This window comes from Nocardiopsis rhodophaea (genome assembly GCF_039530945.1).
Classification (GTDB): domain Bacteria; phylum Actinomycetota; class Actinomycetes; order Streptosporangiales; family Streptosporangiaceae; genus Nocardiopsis_C; species Nocardiopsis_C rhodophaea.
The window spans coordinates 57,868-75,115 of sequence record NZ_BAAAPC010000010.1 but is presented as its reverse complement, the minus strand read 5'-3'; the positions used below and the strand labels follow the sequence as shown (position 1 = coordinate 75,115).

13 protein-coding genes are annotated in these 17,248 nt (G+C 71.4%); 3 read left to right on the top strand and 10 right to left on the bottom strand.

What is annotated here, in order from left to right:
- Positions 1-34: 34 nt before the first annotated feature.
- Complete coding sequence (locus ABD259_RS12920) at positions 35-853, bottom strand: SDR family oxidoreductase (protein ID WP_344102065.1); 819 nt, start codon at positions 851-853, stop codon at positions 35-37.
- 542 nt (positions 854-1,395) lie between these two features.
- On the opposite strand from ABD259_RS12920, the gene ABD259_RS12915 reads away from it, so the two are divergent.
- Complete coding sequence (locus tag ABD259_RS12915; protein WP_344162506.1) at positions 1,396-1,809, top strand: hypothetical protein; 414 nt, start codon at positions 1,396-1,398, stop codon at positions 1,807-1,809.
- A 277-nt stretch (positions 1,810-2,086) separates the two neighbouring features.
- Here ABD259_RS12915 and ABD259_RS12910 read toward each other — a convergent pair whose 3' ends face one another.
- Positions 2,087-4,150, bottom strand: coding sequence for an acyltransferase family protein (locus tag ABD259_RS12910; protein WP_344162503.1), 2,064 nt, complete (start codon positions 4,148-4,150; stop codon positions 2,087-2,089).
- A gap of 262 nt (positions 4,151-4,412) precedes the next feature.
- Between ABD259_RS12910 and ABD259_RS12905 the strand changes: the two genes are divergently transcribed.
- The gene (locus ABD259_RS12905) at positions 4,413-5,585 is read left to right on the top strand and encodes a hypothetical protein (protein ID WP_344102072.1); all 1,173 of its coding nucleotides are present in this window, start codon (positions 4,413-4,415) and stop codon (positions 5,583-5,585) included.
- Positions 5,586-5,614: 29 nt separating this feature from the next.
- Here the strand turns inward: ABD259_RS12905 and ABD259_RS12900 are convergent, their stop codons facing one another.
- The 4 genes from ABD259_RS12900 to ABD259_RS12885 all read right to left on the bottom strand — a co-directional run bounded on the left by ABD259_RS12900 (position 5,615) and on the right by ABD259_RS12885 (position 9,352).
- A complete protein-coding gene (locus tag ABD259_RS12900) occupies positions 5,615-6,931 on the bottom strand; it encodes a serine/threonine-protein kinase (RefSeq protein WP_344102074.1) in 1,317 nt (438 codons plus the stop codon).
- Positions 6,932-7,233: 302 nt separating this feature from the next.
- The gene (locus tag ABD259_RS12895; protein WP_083919870.1) at positions 7,234-7,410 is read right to left on the bottom strand and encodes a Trm112 family protein; all 177 of its coding nucleotides are present in this window, start codon (positions 7,408-7,410) and stop codon (positions 7,234-7,236) included.
- Between the two features lie 59 nt (positions 7,411-7,469).
- Positions 7,470-8,834, bottom strand: coding sequence for a phosphomannomutase/phosphoglucomutase (locus tag ABD259_RS12890; RefSeq protein ID WP_344102078.1), 1,365 nt, complete (start codon positions 8,832-8,834; stop codon positions 7,470-7,472).
- A gap of 110 nt (positions 8,835-8,944) precedes the next feature.
- Positions 8,945-9,352 carry a DUF3499 domain-containing protein gene (locus ABD259_RS12885; RefSeq protein ID WP_344102080.1) on the bottom strand — a complete coding sequence of 136 codons (408 nt, stop codon included), beginning with the start codon at positions 9,350-9,352 and terminating at the stop codon, positions 8,945-8,947.
- A 224-nt stretch (positions 9,353-9,576) separates the two neighbouring features.
- Between ABD259_RS12885 and ABD259_RS12880 the strand changes: the two genes are divergently transcribed.
- Positions 9,577-10,002 (top strand): metallopeptidase family protein, encoded by a 426-nt coding sequence (locus ABD259_RS12880; RefSeq protein WP_344102249.1) that lies wholly within the window; start codon positions 9,577-9,579, stop codon positions 10,000-10,002.
- A gap of 45 nt (positions 10,003-10,047) precedes the next feature.
- Here ABD259_RS12880 and ABD259_RS12875 read toward each other — a convergent pair whose 3' ends face one another.
- From ABD259_RS12875 to ABD259_RS12860, 4 genes are all read right to left on the bottom strand, one after another.
- Entirely contained in the window at positions 10,048-11,487 is a 1,440-nt protein-coding gene (locus ABD259_RS12875) for a DUF5719 family protein (RefSeq protein WP_344102082.1), read from the bottom strand.
- A complete protein-coding gene (locus tag ABD259_RS12870) occupies positions 11,484-14,753 on the bottom strand; it encodes a glycosyltransferase (RefSeq protein ID WP_344102084.1) in 3,270 nt (1,089 codons plus the stop codon). The genes ABD259_RS12875 and ABD259_RS12870 overlap by 4 nt, the downstream gene beginning before the upstream one ends.
- 352 nt (positions 14,754-15,105) lie before the next feature.
- Positions 15,106-15,393 carry a WhiB family transcriptional regulator gene (locus ABD259_RS12865; protein ID WP_017618767.1) on the bottom strand — a complete coding sequence of 96 codons (288 nt, stop codon included), beginning with the start codon at positions 15,391-15,393 and terminating at the stop codon, positions 15,106-15,108.
- Between the two features lie 227 nt (positions 15,394-15,620).
- Positions 15,621-17,081, bottom strand: a complete 1,461-nt coding sequence (locus ABD259_RS12860) for a mediator complex subunit 15 domain-containing protein (protein ID WP_344162500.1) — start codon at positions 17,079-17,081, stop codon at positions 15,621-15,623.
- Positions 17,082-17,248: the final 167 nt, after the last annotated feature.

The following is a 17,248-nucleotide window of genomic DNA, read 5'->3' as shown; positions in this document are numbered from 1 at the left end:
CCCCTCGCCGCCCCGAGCGTCGGTCATTGGCGACTCAGTCGCGCCACGCGCCGCGGGCCGCCGCTTCGGCCGCGTAGGCTTCGATGTCCTTGGCGGGACGTCCCGTCACGCGTTCCACGACCCAGTTGGGCTCCACATCACCGAGCCCCCGCAGCGCCCGCAACGCGGCGATTTCGGCCGCCGTCACCGCGGGGTCGGCCCCCGCCGCCGCCCGGGCGGCGGCGTAGTCCTCATCGGTTCCCAGAAACCTGACCTCGCGACCGGACGCCCGCGCGATGGTTTCCACGGCTTCGGCAAACGTCAGTGCCCGCGGCCCCATCACCTCATAGCTCCGCCCCGCGTGCCCCTCCTCGGTCAGCGCCGCGACCGCGACGGCGGCGATGTCATCCGCGTCGACGAATCCCTGCCGGACGTCGCCCACCGGCATCACCACCCGCCCCGCCATGATGTCGGGGCGGAAGAAGCCCTCGTCGAAATTCTGGTTGAACCAGTCCGCGCGGACGATGGTCCACTCGACGCCGGAGTTGCGCACCGTGCGCTCGGCCGCCATCAGCCGCTCATCACCCAGGGCCTCGATGTTCCGGCTGGAGAGCAGGACGATGCGCTCGACCCCGCGCTCCACGGCACGGGCGACGAACGCCGGGTCGATCGGCAGCCCGTCCGGCGCCATGAGGTACATGCCCCACGCGTCGTCCAACGCTGTTTCCCAGGTCCCCGGATCAGTCCAGTCGAACCGCACCTCGCCCCGCCGCGACGCGGCCCGCACGGGGTTCCCTGCCTCCCGGAGCAACGCCGTAACCCGCCGCCCGGTCGAACCGGTCGCGCCCAGCACCACTATCGATCGATCTGTCATGCGGGCAGTCGACCATCAACCACCTGACAGGGGACGTCAGGAAGCCTGTCCTTCCTTCACGGGGGAATACGCTCTCCGCGTGCGCCGGACCCGCACGATCTCCGCCACCATCACAACCGCGGGTCCAGCGAGGCTCCCAGCGACGGCGACGTCCGCTGAGCCAAGGGCGACGGGAACGACCGCCATGACCGCCAGCCCCGCAAGTCCCAGATAAATGTTCAGCTCAGAACGTCGTGTGTGGTCCATCCTCATACCTCCTCAAAAACCAGCAACCCTACACCCAGCCTCGACCGAACCCTCTGGATCCCTCGCGCCGGGGAGCGCCCCACCGCGTATCGCGCCTCGCGCCCTCATTACTGGTTCGCATTCGCCCGGGGAGGGAAAGTCCCGGTTGCCGTGGAATGAACGTCCCCCCATCACACACGCGTAACGAAAGCCGGAAGATGACGCTGGAGCAGGAACGACACCCCTCGCCAACCGACGACGGCCCACCGAGAGCCACCGTACGCCCATCGCCCTGGTCCGCTTTGATCGCGCTTCCCGTGCTGGTGGTCACCCTCGGCGTCTACGCGCTCATCATCACCTCGGACCCGGACGCGGCGCCGGCCTACCTCTGGCTTCCCGTCCTGGGCCTCGCCATCACAGCGGTGATCGGCTCGATGCGCGGTGAGATCTGCATGACCGGCGAAACCCTGCGGCTGCGGGCGTTCCCGTTCTGGACATTCACGATCCCCGTCAATCGGATTCAGGCGGTGGAAGTGACTTCTGTCGACGCGTTCGCCGACTTCCTCGGCATCGGCCTGCGCATCGGACAGGGCGGTGCCGTCGGGATCATCATGCGCAGCGGCCCGGCCCTCGCCATCACAGCGGATTCGGCCAAGAGATACATCATGGTCCTCCCCGAACCCGAAAAATGGCAGGAACGGATTCTGGAGTCCAGAGCCGCGGACATATAACATCGGGCCGCGCTTGCCGCCCCAAGTCGTCGTCGGAGGGTTCGTTGAATCGTCAGCCTCTCGAAGCTGGGGGAGTCTGGAACGGACGCAGCTTCTTCTCCGGTAACACAGCGGTGGCGCCGCCCCCCGGAGGGTAGGACGTTGCCCTCGCCGGGCCCGGCGTGGGCGCTGCGCTTGGCGCCCTCCGGCAGGGAGCGCGCGGAGTCGGCCGGGGCTTCCCCAAGCGCGCGGCCGCCTGTTCCCCGCAGGGACGACGACCGATGGCGAGCCGCGTTATCTACCGCTTTGACGCGGCGGACTTCAGCTCACCTTCGAGAGCGGGCGCCAGGGTGCGCATGTAGGTGGTGGTGATGTGGCTGCCGTCCCAGTAGACGAGGACGTTGCCGATGACGGCCGGGCAGCGGCCGCCGGTGCAGAGGCGATCAGTGAGGTCGAGGAAGGTCACGTTGTCGGGGACGCCGGTCAGGTCGTCCAGTGGGGATTCGTCGGCCAGGGAATCGGAGCGGTCGCTTCCGCATTCGGCTCGGGCCTTCTCGGCGACGCACGATGCCGAGTCGAAGCCGAGGCGGGGGGTGTCGCGGATGGCGAGGACGTCGATGTCGAGCTCGGCCAGCTCCCGCCACTTCTCCACGTAGCCGTCGACCACCATTTCCTCGCCGTAGCCCGCGCCGGTGTCGAGGCTGGTGGTCGTGGCCGTGGTGAACACGGCGTCGGGGCGCAGGTCGGCCAGTTCGGTCATGACGCCCTGGTTCCACTCCGCGCAGGACGTGTAGGCCTCGCCCTTGTAGTGCTGGGGAGCGTCGGTGAACATGCAGGCGCCCTTGATGATGTTGACGACGCGCCAGCCGTTGTCCCGCGCGATCCGGTCCAGCGCGGGGAACCAGTGCGCGGCGTGGGAGCCGCCGACCAGGGCGATGGTGCGATCGGCGTCGTCGGGGCCGTAGGCGCAGGTGAGGACTTTCGATCCGGCGATCTCCTGGTTGCAGCCGTCTTCGTAGGTGACCGGGACGTCGTCCGCCGCCTCCGCCGGCGGCGGGTACACCGGAAGGTCGCGTGGCGCCGAGCCGTCGCCGCCGTTGGCGAGCGCGGCCGCGCCGGGGTAGTTGGCCGGGTCGGCGACGAGGGCTTCCATCCGCCGCTGCTCGGCGGCCAGGTGGGCCGACCACCCGCCCGCGGCTGTCAGGACCGGCAGCAGGCAGGCCAGGCCAACGGCCGGGACGACGAGGCGTTTCGGGCGGCCGCGGGCGGCCTGTTCGACGCGGTCTTCCACCAGCCACTTGGTGCCGGCGGCCAGCGCTAGGGAGAGCCCCAGGACGTAGCCTCCGCCGAGCAGGCTGGGTGTGGTCCGCTCGGTGACAGCGAGGTAGCAGATCAACACCGGCCAGTGCCACAGGTACAGCGGGTAGGAGATATCGCCGATGGCGTGCAGCGGCTTCCAGGTCAGCAGGCGGTCGGCGGCGAACCGGCCGCCCGTGTCCCCGGCCACGATGACCAGCACGGCGGCGGCCGTCGGCCACAGCGCCGCATACCCCGGGAAGCCCGTGGCGGGGATCAGCGTCCCGCAGGAGACGAGTGCGGCCAGCCCTACCCAGCCGCTCGCGATCCGCACCCGGCGGCCCAGGCGAATGTAGGGCAGCCCCAGCGCGAGCAAGCCCCCCAGCGCCAGCTCCCACAGCCGCGCACCGGTGTCGAAATAGGCCCATTGCTGGTTCGCCGCCGTGGACAGTACCGAGTAGCCGAGCGACCCGGCAAACACCGCGGCCACCGCGACGAACACGGCCCTGCGCACCGCCCACCCCGACCGCGCGGCGAGGACGGCCGCCAGCGCCACCAGCGCCGGCCACAGCAGGTAGAACTGCCCCTGGATGGACAGCGACCAGAAGTGCTGCACCGGGCTGGCGGCGTCGTTCCGTGCCAGGTAGTCGACGGACTCGGTGGCCAGCCACCAGTTCTCGTAGTACAGCGCCGCCGCGACGACCTGCTGGATCGTGTCTCGCCACCGGTCGTCTGCCAGGAACAGGTAGGCGGCGGCGAGCACTCCCACCAGGACCACGGAGGCCGCCGGGAAGAGCCGCTTGACCAGCCGGGTCCAGAACGCCGCGACGTCCACCCGCCCCTGCCGCTCCACCATGCGGACCAGGGAACCGGTGATCAAAAAGCCGGTGAGCAGCAGGAAGACGTCGACTCCACCGGAGACGCGCCCGAACCAGATGTGGTACCCGGCCACCAGCAGGACGGCGACAGCACGCAGCCCCTGGATTTCGGGCCGGTAGCCGCTGGCGGCGGGGCGGCCGGTACCGGGGGCCGCGGGTTGGGGCTGCGTGAACGACGCGGACTGCACGAAGGACGACCACCTCAGGGGGACGGGCACCCCCCACTCTCGTCAACGCACGTCACCACCGCCGCTCCGTGCGGACGGGCGATGCGCGCCCGCGATCCGGCGGTGGTCCTCGGGGGGTATGCCGGGAATTGTGCGCCATTGGCGTTACATGCGGGGATACCGGGGTTGAACCACGGATGGCCCGTCCCAAATATCCGTCCGACTCGGACGGATCACGCCGAGTCAGGTTTTCGGCGCCGCTTCGCGGGCTACTGTCACCAACGTGAACCCGCAACATGGCCGACCTTTCGCCCTGGACCGCTTCCCGGGCCACGTGCGCCGACGCCTGGCCGACCTCGACCGGCTCCGTGATGTCTGCACTGGCCACCACAGACACACACTGGGCGAGCCTCCGCACGAGGCCCTGCGCAGGGTCCTCCGGCGCCATCTGCGGGAGCTGCGGAGCCTGGCCGCGCACGAGGACGCCGGGCCGGAGCAGCTCCGGGCCGACGAGGAGATCCTGTTGGAGATGGCCGCCGAGTGTCGCTCCGGTGAGTGCCTCACCCCCGCCTACCTCACCGACCTGGCCCGCAGGGCCCCCGACTTCGGGGTGCCCCCGGATCTACCCGAAGACGCGGGCAAGGTCCTGGCCGAGGCCGCGACGGTGGAGACCCACCCGGTCATCCGCGCCGCCCACGTCTTTCTCGTCTGCGAGGGCGAACTGTGGCCGGACCGCCCCGCACCACCGCCGCCTCACCCGCTGCCCTGGGTGCTCGCTTCATTGTCCCTCCTGCGCTCGAACCACCCGCCCCTGCCGATGGACCGGCGTCTCGCGGCGCAGCTGGCGGCGGCCCGCTCCCGCCCGGACCACTACGAACGGCTGCTCGCCCTGATCCCGATCTTCGCCGACCTCATGACGGCGGCCCTGCGCGCCGAGCTCTGCCGGACACCGGCGGCCGCGCCGCCGTCCCACGGCCCCGCACCGCTCGCCGCAGCGCTGCACCGCAGGATCCAGGAGCACCTGCGCAGGCGCGGCGACTCACTGACCCCGGTGCTGCGGGAGCTCGACCCCACCGCCCGCGCCACACACAGCGCGGGGGACGTCAGCGAAGAGGCCGTGGCCCAGCAGTGCGACGCCGCCGCCGCACGCGCCCTCTTCGAGCGGGGGCCGGACTGCTGGTGGTCCTCGGTGGAGATCACGGTGATGGACGCGGTGCTGCGCCTTCTCGTCGTCGTTCAGCAGGTGGGCGCCCCTTCCAGCGGTGTGCTCGCGGTAACCGCCGATGGGGTGCTGACCTGCTCCGAGGGCCCGGTCGACGTCCTCGACCTCGCCTGCACCGACTGCGTCACGCTCATCCCCACCGACTGCGCGGACGAGCGCTGGCCCGCCGTGGAGTCGTTCATCGACGACGTGACCTCGCGGGCGATCCACCGGCTGACGCAGGCGGTGTGCTGAGGGCCGTGCGCCCCACGGCCGCTCGGTGACTACTGGAGCGCGAGCAGGACCAGGAGGAGGACGAGGATGATGATCGCGATCAGGACGGCGGGGACCATCCACCCCTGAGCGAAGATCGGGTCCTCCTGCGCGGGCTGGCGCGCGGGCTGCTGCGGCGGCATCGCCTGACGCGGCGCCTGCGTGTGCGCCGGCATGCCGTGCGCGCCGGTGTACATCGTGTTCGGACCGGAGCCCGGTGGCGGGTACTGGCCTCCCATTCCCGGATGCGTGCCGGTCATCCCGGGGTGACCGGCGTGCGGAACCTGCGGCCTCTGCGGTCCGCGCTGGTTCTGCACGGGGGTGAAGCCGCCCTGCTGGGGACCGGTCATCGGCCGGGCGCCCATGCCGCCTTGCTGACCGAACGACGGGAGCGGCGTCTGCGGGCCGCTCGGCCCCATCTGGCCGGCCGGCGCCTGCGGCCCGCTGGGCGGCGCACCGGTCTCGGCGATACGCTCGCCTTCCTTGACCACCTCGTCGGTGGAGGAGGCCCCGGCGGACTCGTCGTGCCCGAGCAGCCGCATGAGGAGGGCCTGCGCGCTGGGGCGACGGTTCGGGTCCTTGTCCAGGCACTGCCGCACGATGGGGAGCAGTGAGTCGGGCAGCCCGTCGAGATTGGGCGGGGCACTGACCACGCGGTGCACGACCGCGGGGACACTGTCCTGCCCGAAGGGGGCGTTGCCGGTGGAGGCGAACGCCATGACGCATCCCCACGCGAAGATGTCCACCCGGTCGGTGATGTTCGTGCCCTCGATCTGCTCCGGCGCCATGTAGGAGGGGGTCCCGACGATCGAGTTGGTCATGGTGGCCGTGCCGTCGACGACGCGGGCGATACCGAAGTCGATCACCCGCGGGCCGTCCGGCCCCAGCAGCACGTTGCCGGGCTTGAAGTCCCGGTGCACGATCCCCGCCTGGTGGATGGCGACCAGCGCGGTCGCCGTCGATACGGCGAGGCGCTGCAGCGCCGCCCCCTTATGCGGCCCCTTGGCCGACACCGACTCCTGAAGCGACGGGCCGGGAACGTACTCGCTGACGACGTAGGGGGGATCCTCGTCGAGCCGGGCGTCATGGATCGCTGAGGTGCAGAACGACGCCACCTTCTGCGCGGCCCGGACCTCCTTCTCGAAGCGCCTGCGGAGATCCCCGTCCTGCGACCACTGGTCGTTGAGGACCTTGATCGCGAACTCCTCGCCCTCGTCGTCGCGACCGAGGTAGACGACGCCCTGGCCGCCCTTCCCCAGGCGTCCGACCACGCTGTAGTCGCCGAAGGCGCGGGGATCGCTCGGCGTCAGCGACTCGGGACCGGGCATCGATCTCCTCCTAGGCGAGGTCGTGTCTGTGGACCGGGAGCACGACCAGGTTATGGGGTATTGGGGGACGCCATACGCCACATGCGGTTCCACAGCGGCGTTATCGGTTGGAGGGATCACAGACGGCCGAGCGGCCCCACCCGTCGACACAGCGGCCCGCATCCCAGATGAGGCACCCGTACGTCACTCGCTAGTCACCCGGCGCAATAACGCCGCGACGCGCGGCCCGCTCCACCCCGGCCGGAAGTGGCCGGATGTGGACGCGGCGGAGCGTCGCGGCGCGGGCCGCTCACCCAGTCACATCAGCGGATTTCGCGGGCCTCGTCGACGAGCAGCACCGGGATTCCGTCGCGGATCGGATAGGCCAGCCCACTCTCGTCACAGATCAGCTCGCCCGCCTCGGCGTCGAGGCGCAGCGGGGCCTTGCTCTTGGGGCAGGCCAGGATCTCCAGCAGCCAGTCGTCGATCTTCGCGCTCATGCTCATCATTCTCGTCTCGTGGTCGTGTGGCGGCCCGCGGCGGGCTGCGGGCGGCGCGGTCAGGCCCGGATGATGGCCAGGACGTCGTCGCGAAGCTTGGCCATGGTCTCGGTGTCGGGCGCCTCCACGTTGAGCCGCAGCAGCGGCTCGGTGTTGGAGGCACGGAGGTTGAACCAGCTCCCATCGGCGAGCGCCACGGTCAGCCCGTCGAGGTCGTCGATCCGGGCATCGGCGCGGCCGGAGTAGGCGGCCTCGACGGCGGCCATGCGCCCGCTCGCGTCGGCGACCTCGGAGTTGATCTCACCCGAAGCCGCGTAGCGCGAGTACTCGGCGGTGATCTCGGACAGTTTACCGGTGCTGGAGCCGAGGAACCGCAGGACGTGCATCGCCGCCAGCATGCCGGTGTCGGCCCGCCAGAAGTCCCGGAAGTAGTAGTGCGCCGAGTGCTCGCCCCCGAAGATCGCCCCGGTCTGGGCCATCGTCTCCTTGATGAAGGAGTGGCCGACGCGGGTGCGCACGGGCTCGCCGCCGTTCTCGCGGACGATCTCCGGGACGGCGTGCGAGGTGATCAGGTTGTGGATGATGGTCGCGCCGGGCTCCTTGGCCAGCTCGCGGACCGCGACCATGGCGGTGATGGCCGACGGCGGCACCGCCTCCCCGCGCTCGTCGACGACGAAGCAGCGGTCGGCGTCGCCGTCGAAGGCCAGGCCGATGTCGGCGCCGGTAGCGCGCACCTTCTCCTGCAGGTCGACGATGTTGTCCGGGTCGAGGGGGTTAGCCGGGTGGTTCGGGAAGGTGCCGTCGAGCTCGAAGTACAGCGGCACGATCTCCAGCGGCAGGGGGTCCAGCACCGCCGCGCCGAGCACGGCCGGAACGGTGTGGCCGCCCATGCCGTTCCCGGCGTCGACGACGACCTTAAGCGGTCGGACGTCCGAAAGGTCCACCAGCGAGCGCAGGTGCGCCGCGTACGCGGCGAGCAGGTCCCGCTCGGTGACCGTGCCCGCGGGGCCGTCGTGCGGGGGAACGCCCTTCTCCGCGAGCGCGCGGATCTCGTCCAGCCCGGTCTCCGAGCTGATCGGCGCCGCCTCGGCCTTGCACATCTTGATGCCGTTGTACTGGGCGGGGTTGTGGCTGGCGGTGAACATCGCGCCGGGGAGGCCCAGGTGCCCGGAGGCGAAGTACAGCAGGTCGGTCGAGCCCAGCCCGGCGAAGACGACGTCGAGGCCCTGGCCGGCGACCCCTTCGGCGAAGGCGGTGGCGAGATCGGGGGACGAGGGGCGCATGTCGTGCGCGACCACTACGGCGTCGCCCCCCACGACGCGGGCGAACGCCGCGCCGATGGCGCGTGAAATGTCCGCGTCGAGCGTGTCCGGGACCACGCCCCGGATGTCGTATGCCTTGAAGATCTGACCGAGGTCGCCCACAGCTGCTCCGGATCTCACTCGACGGACAGGACGGCACGCGAGCAGGGTGCGCTCGCGCGCCTTCCAACGTACAAGACGGGGGCAGGCCCCCAGCGAACGGCCGGTGGCGTTCAGGCGTCGTGTTGGGGACGGCCCCTGTGCTGGTCAGGCGGGTGTTGGGGGTGCTGTGGCTCGGACTTGACCACACGCAGATGGCCGCGGCGGTGGGTCTCCACCCCCTGGCCGACGGGGTCGCGCGCGGCCGGAGGGCGCGCCGCCTCGCGCACGGCGTTGGCCAGGGCCTCAAGGTCGTCACTGCCGGGGCCGCCCGCGGTGTTGTCGGCGGGTAGCCGCACGACCTCCCAGCCGCGCGGCGCGGTCAGGCGCTCGGCGTGCATCGCGCACAGGTCGTAGCAGTGCGGCTCGACGTAGGCGGCGAGCGGACCGAGGACCGCCGTGGAGTCCGCGTAGACATAAGTGAGCGTGAAGACTGCTGGCTGCCTGCACGCGGTACGCGAACAGCGTCGAACAACGCTCACGGGGATAGACTCTAGGCCTTTCTCCTGCAACGCGCCAGCATTGCCCCCCGTGTCCGTTCCGGGTGGCGGCACCCCTGACCATGTGCTTGTCCCGGATGCCCGTTCCCGCGATGGTTCCCGGACCGCGCGCGGGGCGCCACGCCGACCGTCCGGCGCCCGCCCCCATGCTTCGGGGCGGGGCTGCGCGATGGCCGCGGATGGCATAGTCTCAAAGCGTGCGACGAGTGCACCTGTACAGGCCTCAAGCCGACCGCGTACGGCGCCGAGACCGCCGTGGACGCGGCATACGCGGACCTCTGGCACCGCCTGAACTCCCTATTGCCCGCAGCAGGGCGCAGATCTTCGACGATCTCGTGCTCGACGCTGTCGAGCGCTTGGAGCGGGTCTGGGCCCGCGAACTGGCCAACGTGGAATTCCTGGTCGAGGATGTACCGCGGGTCCCCTCCGGGGTAACCGCGGAGGACGGCATCCCCTTCTCCCGCCTGGAGTCCACCCGCTCGGGCCAGGCGCGGATCATCATCTACCGCAGGCCGGTGGAGATCCGCACCAAGGAGCCGGAGGAGATGGCACTCCTGGTCTACGACACCGTCGTCGAGGAAGTCGCCAATCTCCTGGGCTTGGAGCCGGAAAGCGTCGACCCGGAGGCGTGAGCGCGCCCCCGGCCTAGGGGCCGCGTCACGGCCGGGGTAGCCACCTCACGGAACCACACTCGTCAGCGTGTCCTGGACCGGGGGGAGCACGACTTCGGTCGGGGACGGAAGCACCGGCAGCGCGGTGCTGGCCCGCTTCTTGCCCGACCCCTGGGTCAGGACGCGGCCCGCGTAGACGGGGCCGGAGTCTTCGGCGACCTCGACCACCAGTGCGTGGGACCCCTGGGGCGTGTCCAGGTCGGCGGTGGTGGTGTGTCCGGCCTCGACGTCGACCTTCTGCCGCTCGCCGCGCTCTCCGCCATCGGTGACCGGGGTGACGACCACGGTGCCGGGCCGGTCCGGCGCGCCGAGGAGAAGGCGGGTCGTGGTGCCCTTGGGTGCGGCGGGAAGGACGGCGCGTCCGTGGATTCTGCCCTCCAGCGGGGTGGCCGCAGCCGCGTAGGCGGTGTCGTCACCGCCTGACCGCTCCATCGCGAGGCCCGCGACCACGGGGGCGTCGGCCTCGACGACGATCGTGGCCTCCTGCTTGCCCAGTGCGTCGGCCATGCTCAGCGGCGTCGACGCCCCCGGCGGGATGCTCAGCTCGGTGAAGCCCTCGTGGTCCAGTTCGCCGTCCGGCGTGTAGGCACGCACATCCGCGGTGACCGGGTCCTCGCCCGGTGCGGCGAGGATGAGCCGACGCTGCCCCCCGCCATCGGGGACGCCCGGGATCACCAGGCGCCGGGCCGGAGCCGTCGTCGGAGGGACCCAGTCCGCGCCGGACGACGTGTTCTCGGCGAACAGCGCCGCCGCGACCCGTCCGACGTTGGTCCGGACGTGCACCACGGCCGTGTCCGTCGCGTCGATGAGGTCGGTCAGGTCGATGGTGGCCTCGCCGTGCGCGCCGACCGAGACCCCGCGGGTCTCCTCCCCCACGATGGGGCCCTCAGCGGTGTAGACGTCCACGTTGACCGTGGCCGCGGCGTCGTCGACATTGGCCACGTGGACCCGCAGGGACGCCAGGTCGTTCTCCCCCGGTGCGGCGAACCACGTGCTCACCCCGGGCTCGGCGCAGCGCACCTGGGTGGCGTAGGGGTCGTCCTCGCCGATCGTGGTCTGGACGACCTCCGCCCCCGCGGCGAGCGCCCCGTCGGCCCGCACCACCGTGGGCCGTTCGGCGTCGCTCACGTCCTGGGTCCAGGGCCGCCCGGTCTCCCCCGTCTCTCCCAGGGGCGGTGCGCCCTCGATGTCGGGCCCCGCTGTCAGGGAGCCGCCGGTCGCCTCACCTGCCGGTGTGAACGCCGATACCTCGCTCTCGCGGTCCTTGCCCTGCGGTGTCGGGCAGACGCGCAGCGCCGATTCCACGGGCACGACCTCGGGCTCGGGGTCGGCGCTGCTGGTGTCGGCGCCCATGGAACGGGTCGCTGACGCCACACCGAAAAGCGCGGCCAGCGCGACCGCGACGAGGCCCAGCAGGGCGAACCGGTTCTCGACGATCAGCCTCACCGGGCTTCCCCCTTCTGCTCCGTCTTCCGCTCCTTCTCCCGAGACCCGCGTCCGCGACGCCCGCGCCGACCCCCGCTCGCGCTTCCGCGACCGCTGCCGTGGCCGCCGCTGCTACTACGCGACCTGGAGCGCAGACGGGCCGGGCGGCGCGGGCGCGGCGCGGGCCGGGCGGCCTGCGCACGGACGTCCTCCTCGGTACGTGCGCCAGGCAGCGCCAGGACCACGACGACCACCAGTAGCGCGCCTTGGACCAGCAGCCAGCTCAGGCGCAGCGTGTCGCCGCGCGTGATCTCCACCGTTCCGCCCGAGGCGGGCAGGTCGAACGCCTGCATGCCGTTGTCCCACGTCAGGGGGGTGAGCTCGGTGCCGTCGAGGGTGGCGCTCCACCGTCCGTCCGCGGGTTCGGCCAGCACCAGCGTCCGATCGCCCTCCCCCGCCGGGACGTCGGCCGACACCGGTTCGTCGGCACTGGTCGCCAGCACGACCGGGTCGCCCTCGCCGACGACCCGCAGGCGCCCGCCGGGCCGCTCCACCCTCCACAGGCCGAAGTCGTCGGTCAGCTGCAGCCGGGAGAGCCCCGGGGTGCCGTCCATCGTGTCGACCACGGTCACGTCCTCCTGGCTGCCGACCTCGGGTCGCGGAACCGCGACGTACCCGATACCGAGACCGGCCAGCGTGTCGGCCTCGTCGCCGCCGCGCCCCGCGGACAGTTCGGCCACGGTCCGGTCCAGGACGGCGCCCGGTTCGCTGTCGGCGGGAATCTGCTCCTCACCGATCTGGGGTTCCCGGCCGCGCAGCACGCTGTAGCGGATCGGGCCGTCGCCGGCCGGGGCGACGACGAGCGTGCGCGGCTGCGTGCCGTCGTCGCTCAGCGCGGTCGCCACGGCGGGGATCATGGGCGGAACGTCGGCGTCGAGTCCCTCGACGCCCTCGACCATCCACACACCGGCCGCGGACAGCGGCGTGGTCACGGCGAGCACGGCGACGGAGAGCGCGAACACGCGGCTGCGTCCGCCCGCCTTCCACATCGTGTCGAAGGACTGCGCGGCGGTCGCGGCCGACAGAAGCATCGCGGTCGCGGCGAACGCCAGCGCGACACCGGGCCAGGCGGGCGCGGCGGGGCTGCCGTAGGGGGCGGCCACGACGATCCGGCTCATGAGGATCGCGACGAGGATGCCGACGAGGGCCATACTCCAGCCGACCGCGACCAGCATCCGGCTGCGGAGCAGCAGCAGGGCGCACAGCGCGGCGGCGATGAAGCCGCCGGTGACCCAGACGGGCGGGTTGCCGGGGCCACCGGGCGAGAGCATGAGCAGCGCTGCGGGGCTCGCGGGCGGCGCGGAGAGTTCGGGCCGGTGCAGTCCGGCCTCCAGCAGCCACATCGACGGGGTCGTGAACAGCTCCAGGGACCAGGGCAGGAGCAGCACCATCGGGGTGGCCAGCGCGATCCCGACACTGACGGAGAAACGCCGTCCGAGGTGTCCGAACGCCGCGAGGACAACGGCGCCGGTGACCAGTGAGAGGAGCCAGACCAGCGGGACGAACGCGGTGGCGACGGCGAGGAACAGGCCCAGGGCCCACGCGGCGCGCCGGGAGCGGCGTCCGGGCAGGGTCAGTACCTGGATGAGCAGGATGCCGAGCACCGGCAGGAGGGCGTGGACCAGCGCCGTGCCCAGGCGGCCCTGCGCGACGGCACCGGTGGCCATGGGCAGCAGGGCGTAGGACCCGGCCATCCACAGCCGCGCGGGGCGGAAGCGCAGCACCCGCCGGGCCAGTTGGTAGGCGGTGAAGCCCGCGAGCGGGACGCAGCCGAGCAGGATGATGGTCACGGCCACGTGCGGGTTGCCCAGGGTCAGCGTCGAGAACAGGGCGAGGAGCCCGACATAGGGCGGAGCGGCCGCTCCGGACCCGACGCCCACGTCGTGCATGCTCCCGAGGTAGAGCGCCCACAGGTCAGCGGCCCCGCCCGTCACTGGGGCGAGCGCGCCCCCGGCGAGGTGGTCGCCGAACAGCAGTGAGCGCTCGGCGACGACGGTGACCGCGGTGAGGGCCGCGATGAGCAGCACGCCGGGGTGGGTGATGAAGCGCCGCAGCACGCTCTGGTCGTCGCGCAGGGGGTCATCGTCGTCATCGACGCGCGACGGTGGCGGGGCCACGACCGCTTGGTGCCGTCCGGCGGTGTCCAGGGCCGGGGAGCCGGTCATGATGTTGACGGCCATCTCGGTGAGCCGCCGCATCGCCACCCCGCGGGCAAGGAACGGGGAGATAGCGCTGTAGGTGCGGCGGCGGTTGCGCCGCCGCTGGAAGCGGGCGCGGATGAGGCGGCCGGGTATCAGGTAGACGGAGGCGATCGCGGCGGCCTCGTCGAAGGCGTTGGCGGGCTGCTTGGCGAGGATGTACATCAGCACGCGCAGCAGCGAGCCGATGGTGTTGCGCAGCAGCGCGCCCACCATGCCGCCGATGGGCAGGTTGGCCAGCAGCACGAACAGGGCGTTGCGGCGGTCGATGCGGCGCGGGTGGCCGCCGCTGGCGCTGATGGTGCGGCGGCGGCGCGCGGCTCCCTCGGCGTGGTGGGCGACGGCGTCGGTGACGATGAGGACGCGGTGCCCGGCGCCGCCGACACGCCAGCAGAAGTCGATATCGTCGCGGAAAAGCGGCAGGCCGCGGTCGAAGCCGTCGAGTTCGTCCCAGACGTCGCGGCGCACCAGCATGCCCGCGCTGGAGACGGCGAGGACCTGGCGGATGCCGTCGTGCTGCCCGTGGTCGAACTCGCGGGGCTCCAGCCCGGTCTCGCGGCGGCCGGCGCCGTCGATGGTCACGCCGACCTCGACGAGGAGCCGCCGGTCGTACCAGTCGCGGAGCTTGGGGCCGAAGACGACCGCGCGCGGGTTGTCGTTGGCGGCGAGCAGCAGGTGCTGCAGCGCGTCGGGGGCGGGCGCGCAGTCGTCGTGGATCAGCCAGATCCACTCGGTGGCGTCTGGCGCGGCCCCCGGGAACTCGGCGCGGGCGCGCGGCAGCCGCAGACCCGCGCGCACGGCGTCCCCGAAGCCGGTGTCCCGGGCCAGGGTGGTGATCGCGTCGGCGGCGATGAACTCGGCGAGGATCCGGCCGCTGTCGTCGCGACTGCCGGTGTCGACGCCGACGACGCGCTGCACCGGTCGGGACTGCTCGCGGACGGACTCCAGCGTCTCCGGCAACCAGCGGTCTCCGTCGTGAGTGACGATGACCGCGGTGACGATGTGGCGAGCGGGATCCAGGGGTGGCACGGCTGGGGTTCGCTCTCGGGTGTCGAGGTCGGGGCAATCAACGTGGGGGAAACGAAGGGACGAATCGACCCGTTATGGTCGGACCCTATCGGCAGATCACCATACGCCACCTGCGCACCGGACGGAGTGGACATGTCCGATGTTCCGGCGTCGCCGACGACGAGGAGCGACCGCGGGGAGCGGCGTGCGCCGCGCCGCTGAACACCGCGGCCCTACGGACCACATCGGTCCCTCCAGAACCAGAGTTTCGGCCGACCGCGCCTGGACGGCAGAAACCCGGCAAAGAGAACGCGAAAAAAGCGTGTGCCCCGGGCAAAAAGCCCGGGGCACACGCTTGACGGCGGTCCGCCGGTTACAGTAGGTCGGCCAGGAAATCGAAATCCTGACCGGCGGCTTTCTTCAACCGGCGTCGTTCGCGTTCGGAGAGTCCCCCCCAGATGCCGAAGCGTTCATCGTGCTCCAGCGCGTATTCCAGGCACTCCGCCCGCACCTCGCAAGAGTGGCAGACCTTCTTCGCCTCCCGTGTCGAGCCGCCCTTCTCGGGGAAGAACGCCTCGGGATCGGTCTGCGCACACAAGGCGCGTTCCTGCCAGCCCAGATCATCATCTGCGCCGTGCGCCAGCGGGATGACCTCGCTCATGCGCACCTCCTATTGCCCCCCTAGATGTACCCTCCCATTCGACCCCCGGGAGGGTGGAATCACACCTTGAAATTACACGCGCGCGCCTCGCTATACGTCAAGCGCGTTGCGTGGTAATCCCCTGAATATCATGTAACGAACGGCCAACGGCCGCACTCTGACGTCGGTTCAGCGGATTACCACGCAATTAGTCCGTGTTTCCCGGGTATCTGCCGGGGGGCGTGGAGTCAGCGCCGGTCGTCGTCCCGGTACCAGTTCTGCTGGCCGTCGGTGGACTCCGCACCGCTCTGCCCCAGCTGGTCAGCACCGTAGGGCTGACCGTAGGCGGAGCCAGAGCCGGGCTGCGCGCCATACCCCGGGTCAGCGGAGGCGGCGGACCCGGCACTCGCGTCCTGCTGCTGCGGCTGCTCGCCCTGCTGATACCAGGCGTACTGGTCGCCCTGCTGCGGGGTCTGGCCGACGTCTGCCTGCGGCTGCACCGCGTACTGCCCCGGGTCGTACGCCGAACCGTAGGCGGCCTGCTGGCCCCCGGTGACGTAGGCCTGCTGGCTCGGGTCAGCGGCATAGGCCTGCTGGGCACCGGTCCCGTACGCCTGCTGGGCTCCCGTTCCGTAGGCCTGCGCCTGCTGGGCTCCCGTGCCGTAGGCCTGCTGCGCGCCGGTTCCATAGGCCTGGGGCTGCTGCGTGCCGTAGGCGTCGTAGCCGTGGTGCGCCTGCTGACCGTAGGCCGGCTGGCCGCCGGTTCCGTAGGCCGCCTGCGCCTGCTGCGGGTCGGCGGACTGCCATTCCTGGCCATAGGGCTGCTGGCCCCCGGTCGGCGTGTACCCGGCCGGGTAGGCCTGCTGCGCGTAGCCGTCCTGCGCTCCGCTCTGCTGGTGATACGCCGCGTCCTGCCCGCCGCTCGGGCTCTGCTGCCAGCTCTGGCCGTAGCCGCTGGGGTCGACGTAGCCCTGCTGGGCCGGGTCGACCGCGTAGGCCTGCTGCCCCTGATCACCGTAGGCGGCCTGGCTGGGGTCGGCGTAGGCGTTCTGGTTCAGTGCCGCGTAGCCGTAGCCCTGCTGCTCCTGCTGCGCCGCCCAGTCCTGCTGCTGGTAGGCCTGCTGGGCATCGACGCCATAGCCCTGCTGCGCGAAGGCCGCCTGGCTGCCGGTCTGCGGGGCGAAGCCCTGGTGTGCGGCGGCCTGCGGGCCGAAGCCCTGCTGCGGACCGACCTGCTGCGGGGCGGAGCGCGGCACCAGGTTCTGGTCGTTGAAGGCCCTGATCATGAACAGCCCGGCGACGACCACGATGGCGAGCTGCCCGCCTACGGTGAAGAGGTTGCTGAACCCGACCGACGTGGCCGATGCGGCCGACGTGTTGCTCGCGAAGACGAAGCCCATCACCAGCGTGACGAGCCCCATGAGCGCCGCGAAGCCGGTGAGGATGAGCGCGGTCAGCACGATCGGGAAGTTGACCGAGGTCCGGCGCGGCGCGGTGACCACCAGCAGCACCGCCCCCAGCAGCAGGGCGATGATGACCGGCCCGAAGAAGGAAGAGGGTCCGGACGTGACGAACCCGCTCGACACTCCGTTCTCGTAGCCGGAGGACGCGAAGATGTCGATGAGTCCGGCGATCACCTGCGCCGCGACGGCTCCGAGTAGCGCCCAGGCCGCGGGTACCCGCAGGCGATTGATTGCTTCGTTGTTCAAGAGAGGTTCCCCTCTGCCGCTTCCCGGTCGCGTCGGGGGAAGCATTGCTTATCGTCGGTTCGTCAAGGGATCCAGCCGGGACGCGCGCAAGTGGGGGTGTCCGCCCTGGAGCGTCCCTCGCGCAGTGCCCGGTACTCGGACGTGGGGGAGATCACGCGGATTCCGGT

Bases quoted from the DNA above. Each gene is read 5' to 3' on its own strand.
- ABD259_RS12865 (WP_017618767.1), bottom strand. From the start codon at position 15,393: ATGAGCGAGGTCATCCCGCTGGCGCACGGCGCAGATGATGATCTGGGC.
- ABD259_RS12895 (WP_083919870.1), bottom strand. From the start codon at position 7,410: ATGAGCGCGAAGATCGACGACTGGCTGCTGGAGATCCTGGCCTGCCCC.
- ABD259_RS12920 (WP_344102065.1), bottom strand. From the start codon at position 853: ATGACAGATCGATCGATAGTGGTGCTGGGCGCGACCGGTTCGACCGGG.
- ABD259_RS12900 (WP_344102074.1), bottom strand. From the start codon at position 6,931: ATGCCCGGTCCCGAGTCGCTGACGCCGAGCGATCCCCGCGCCTTCGGC.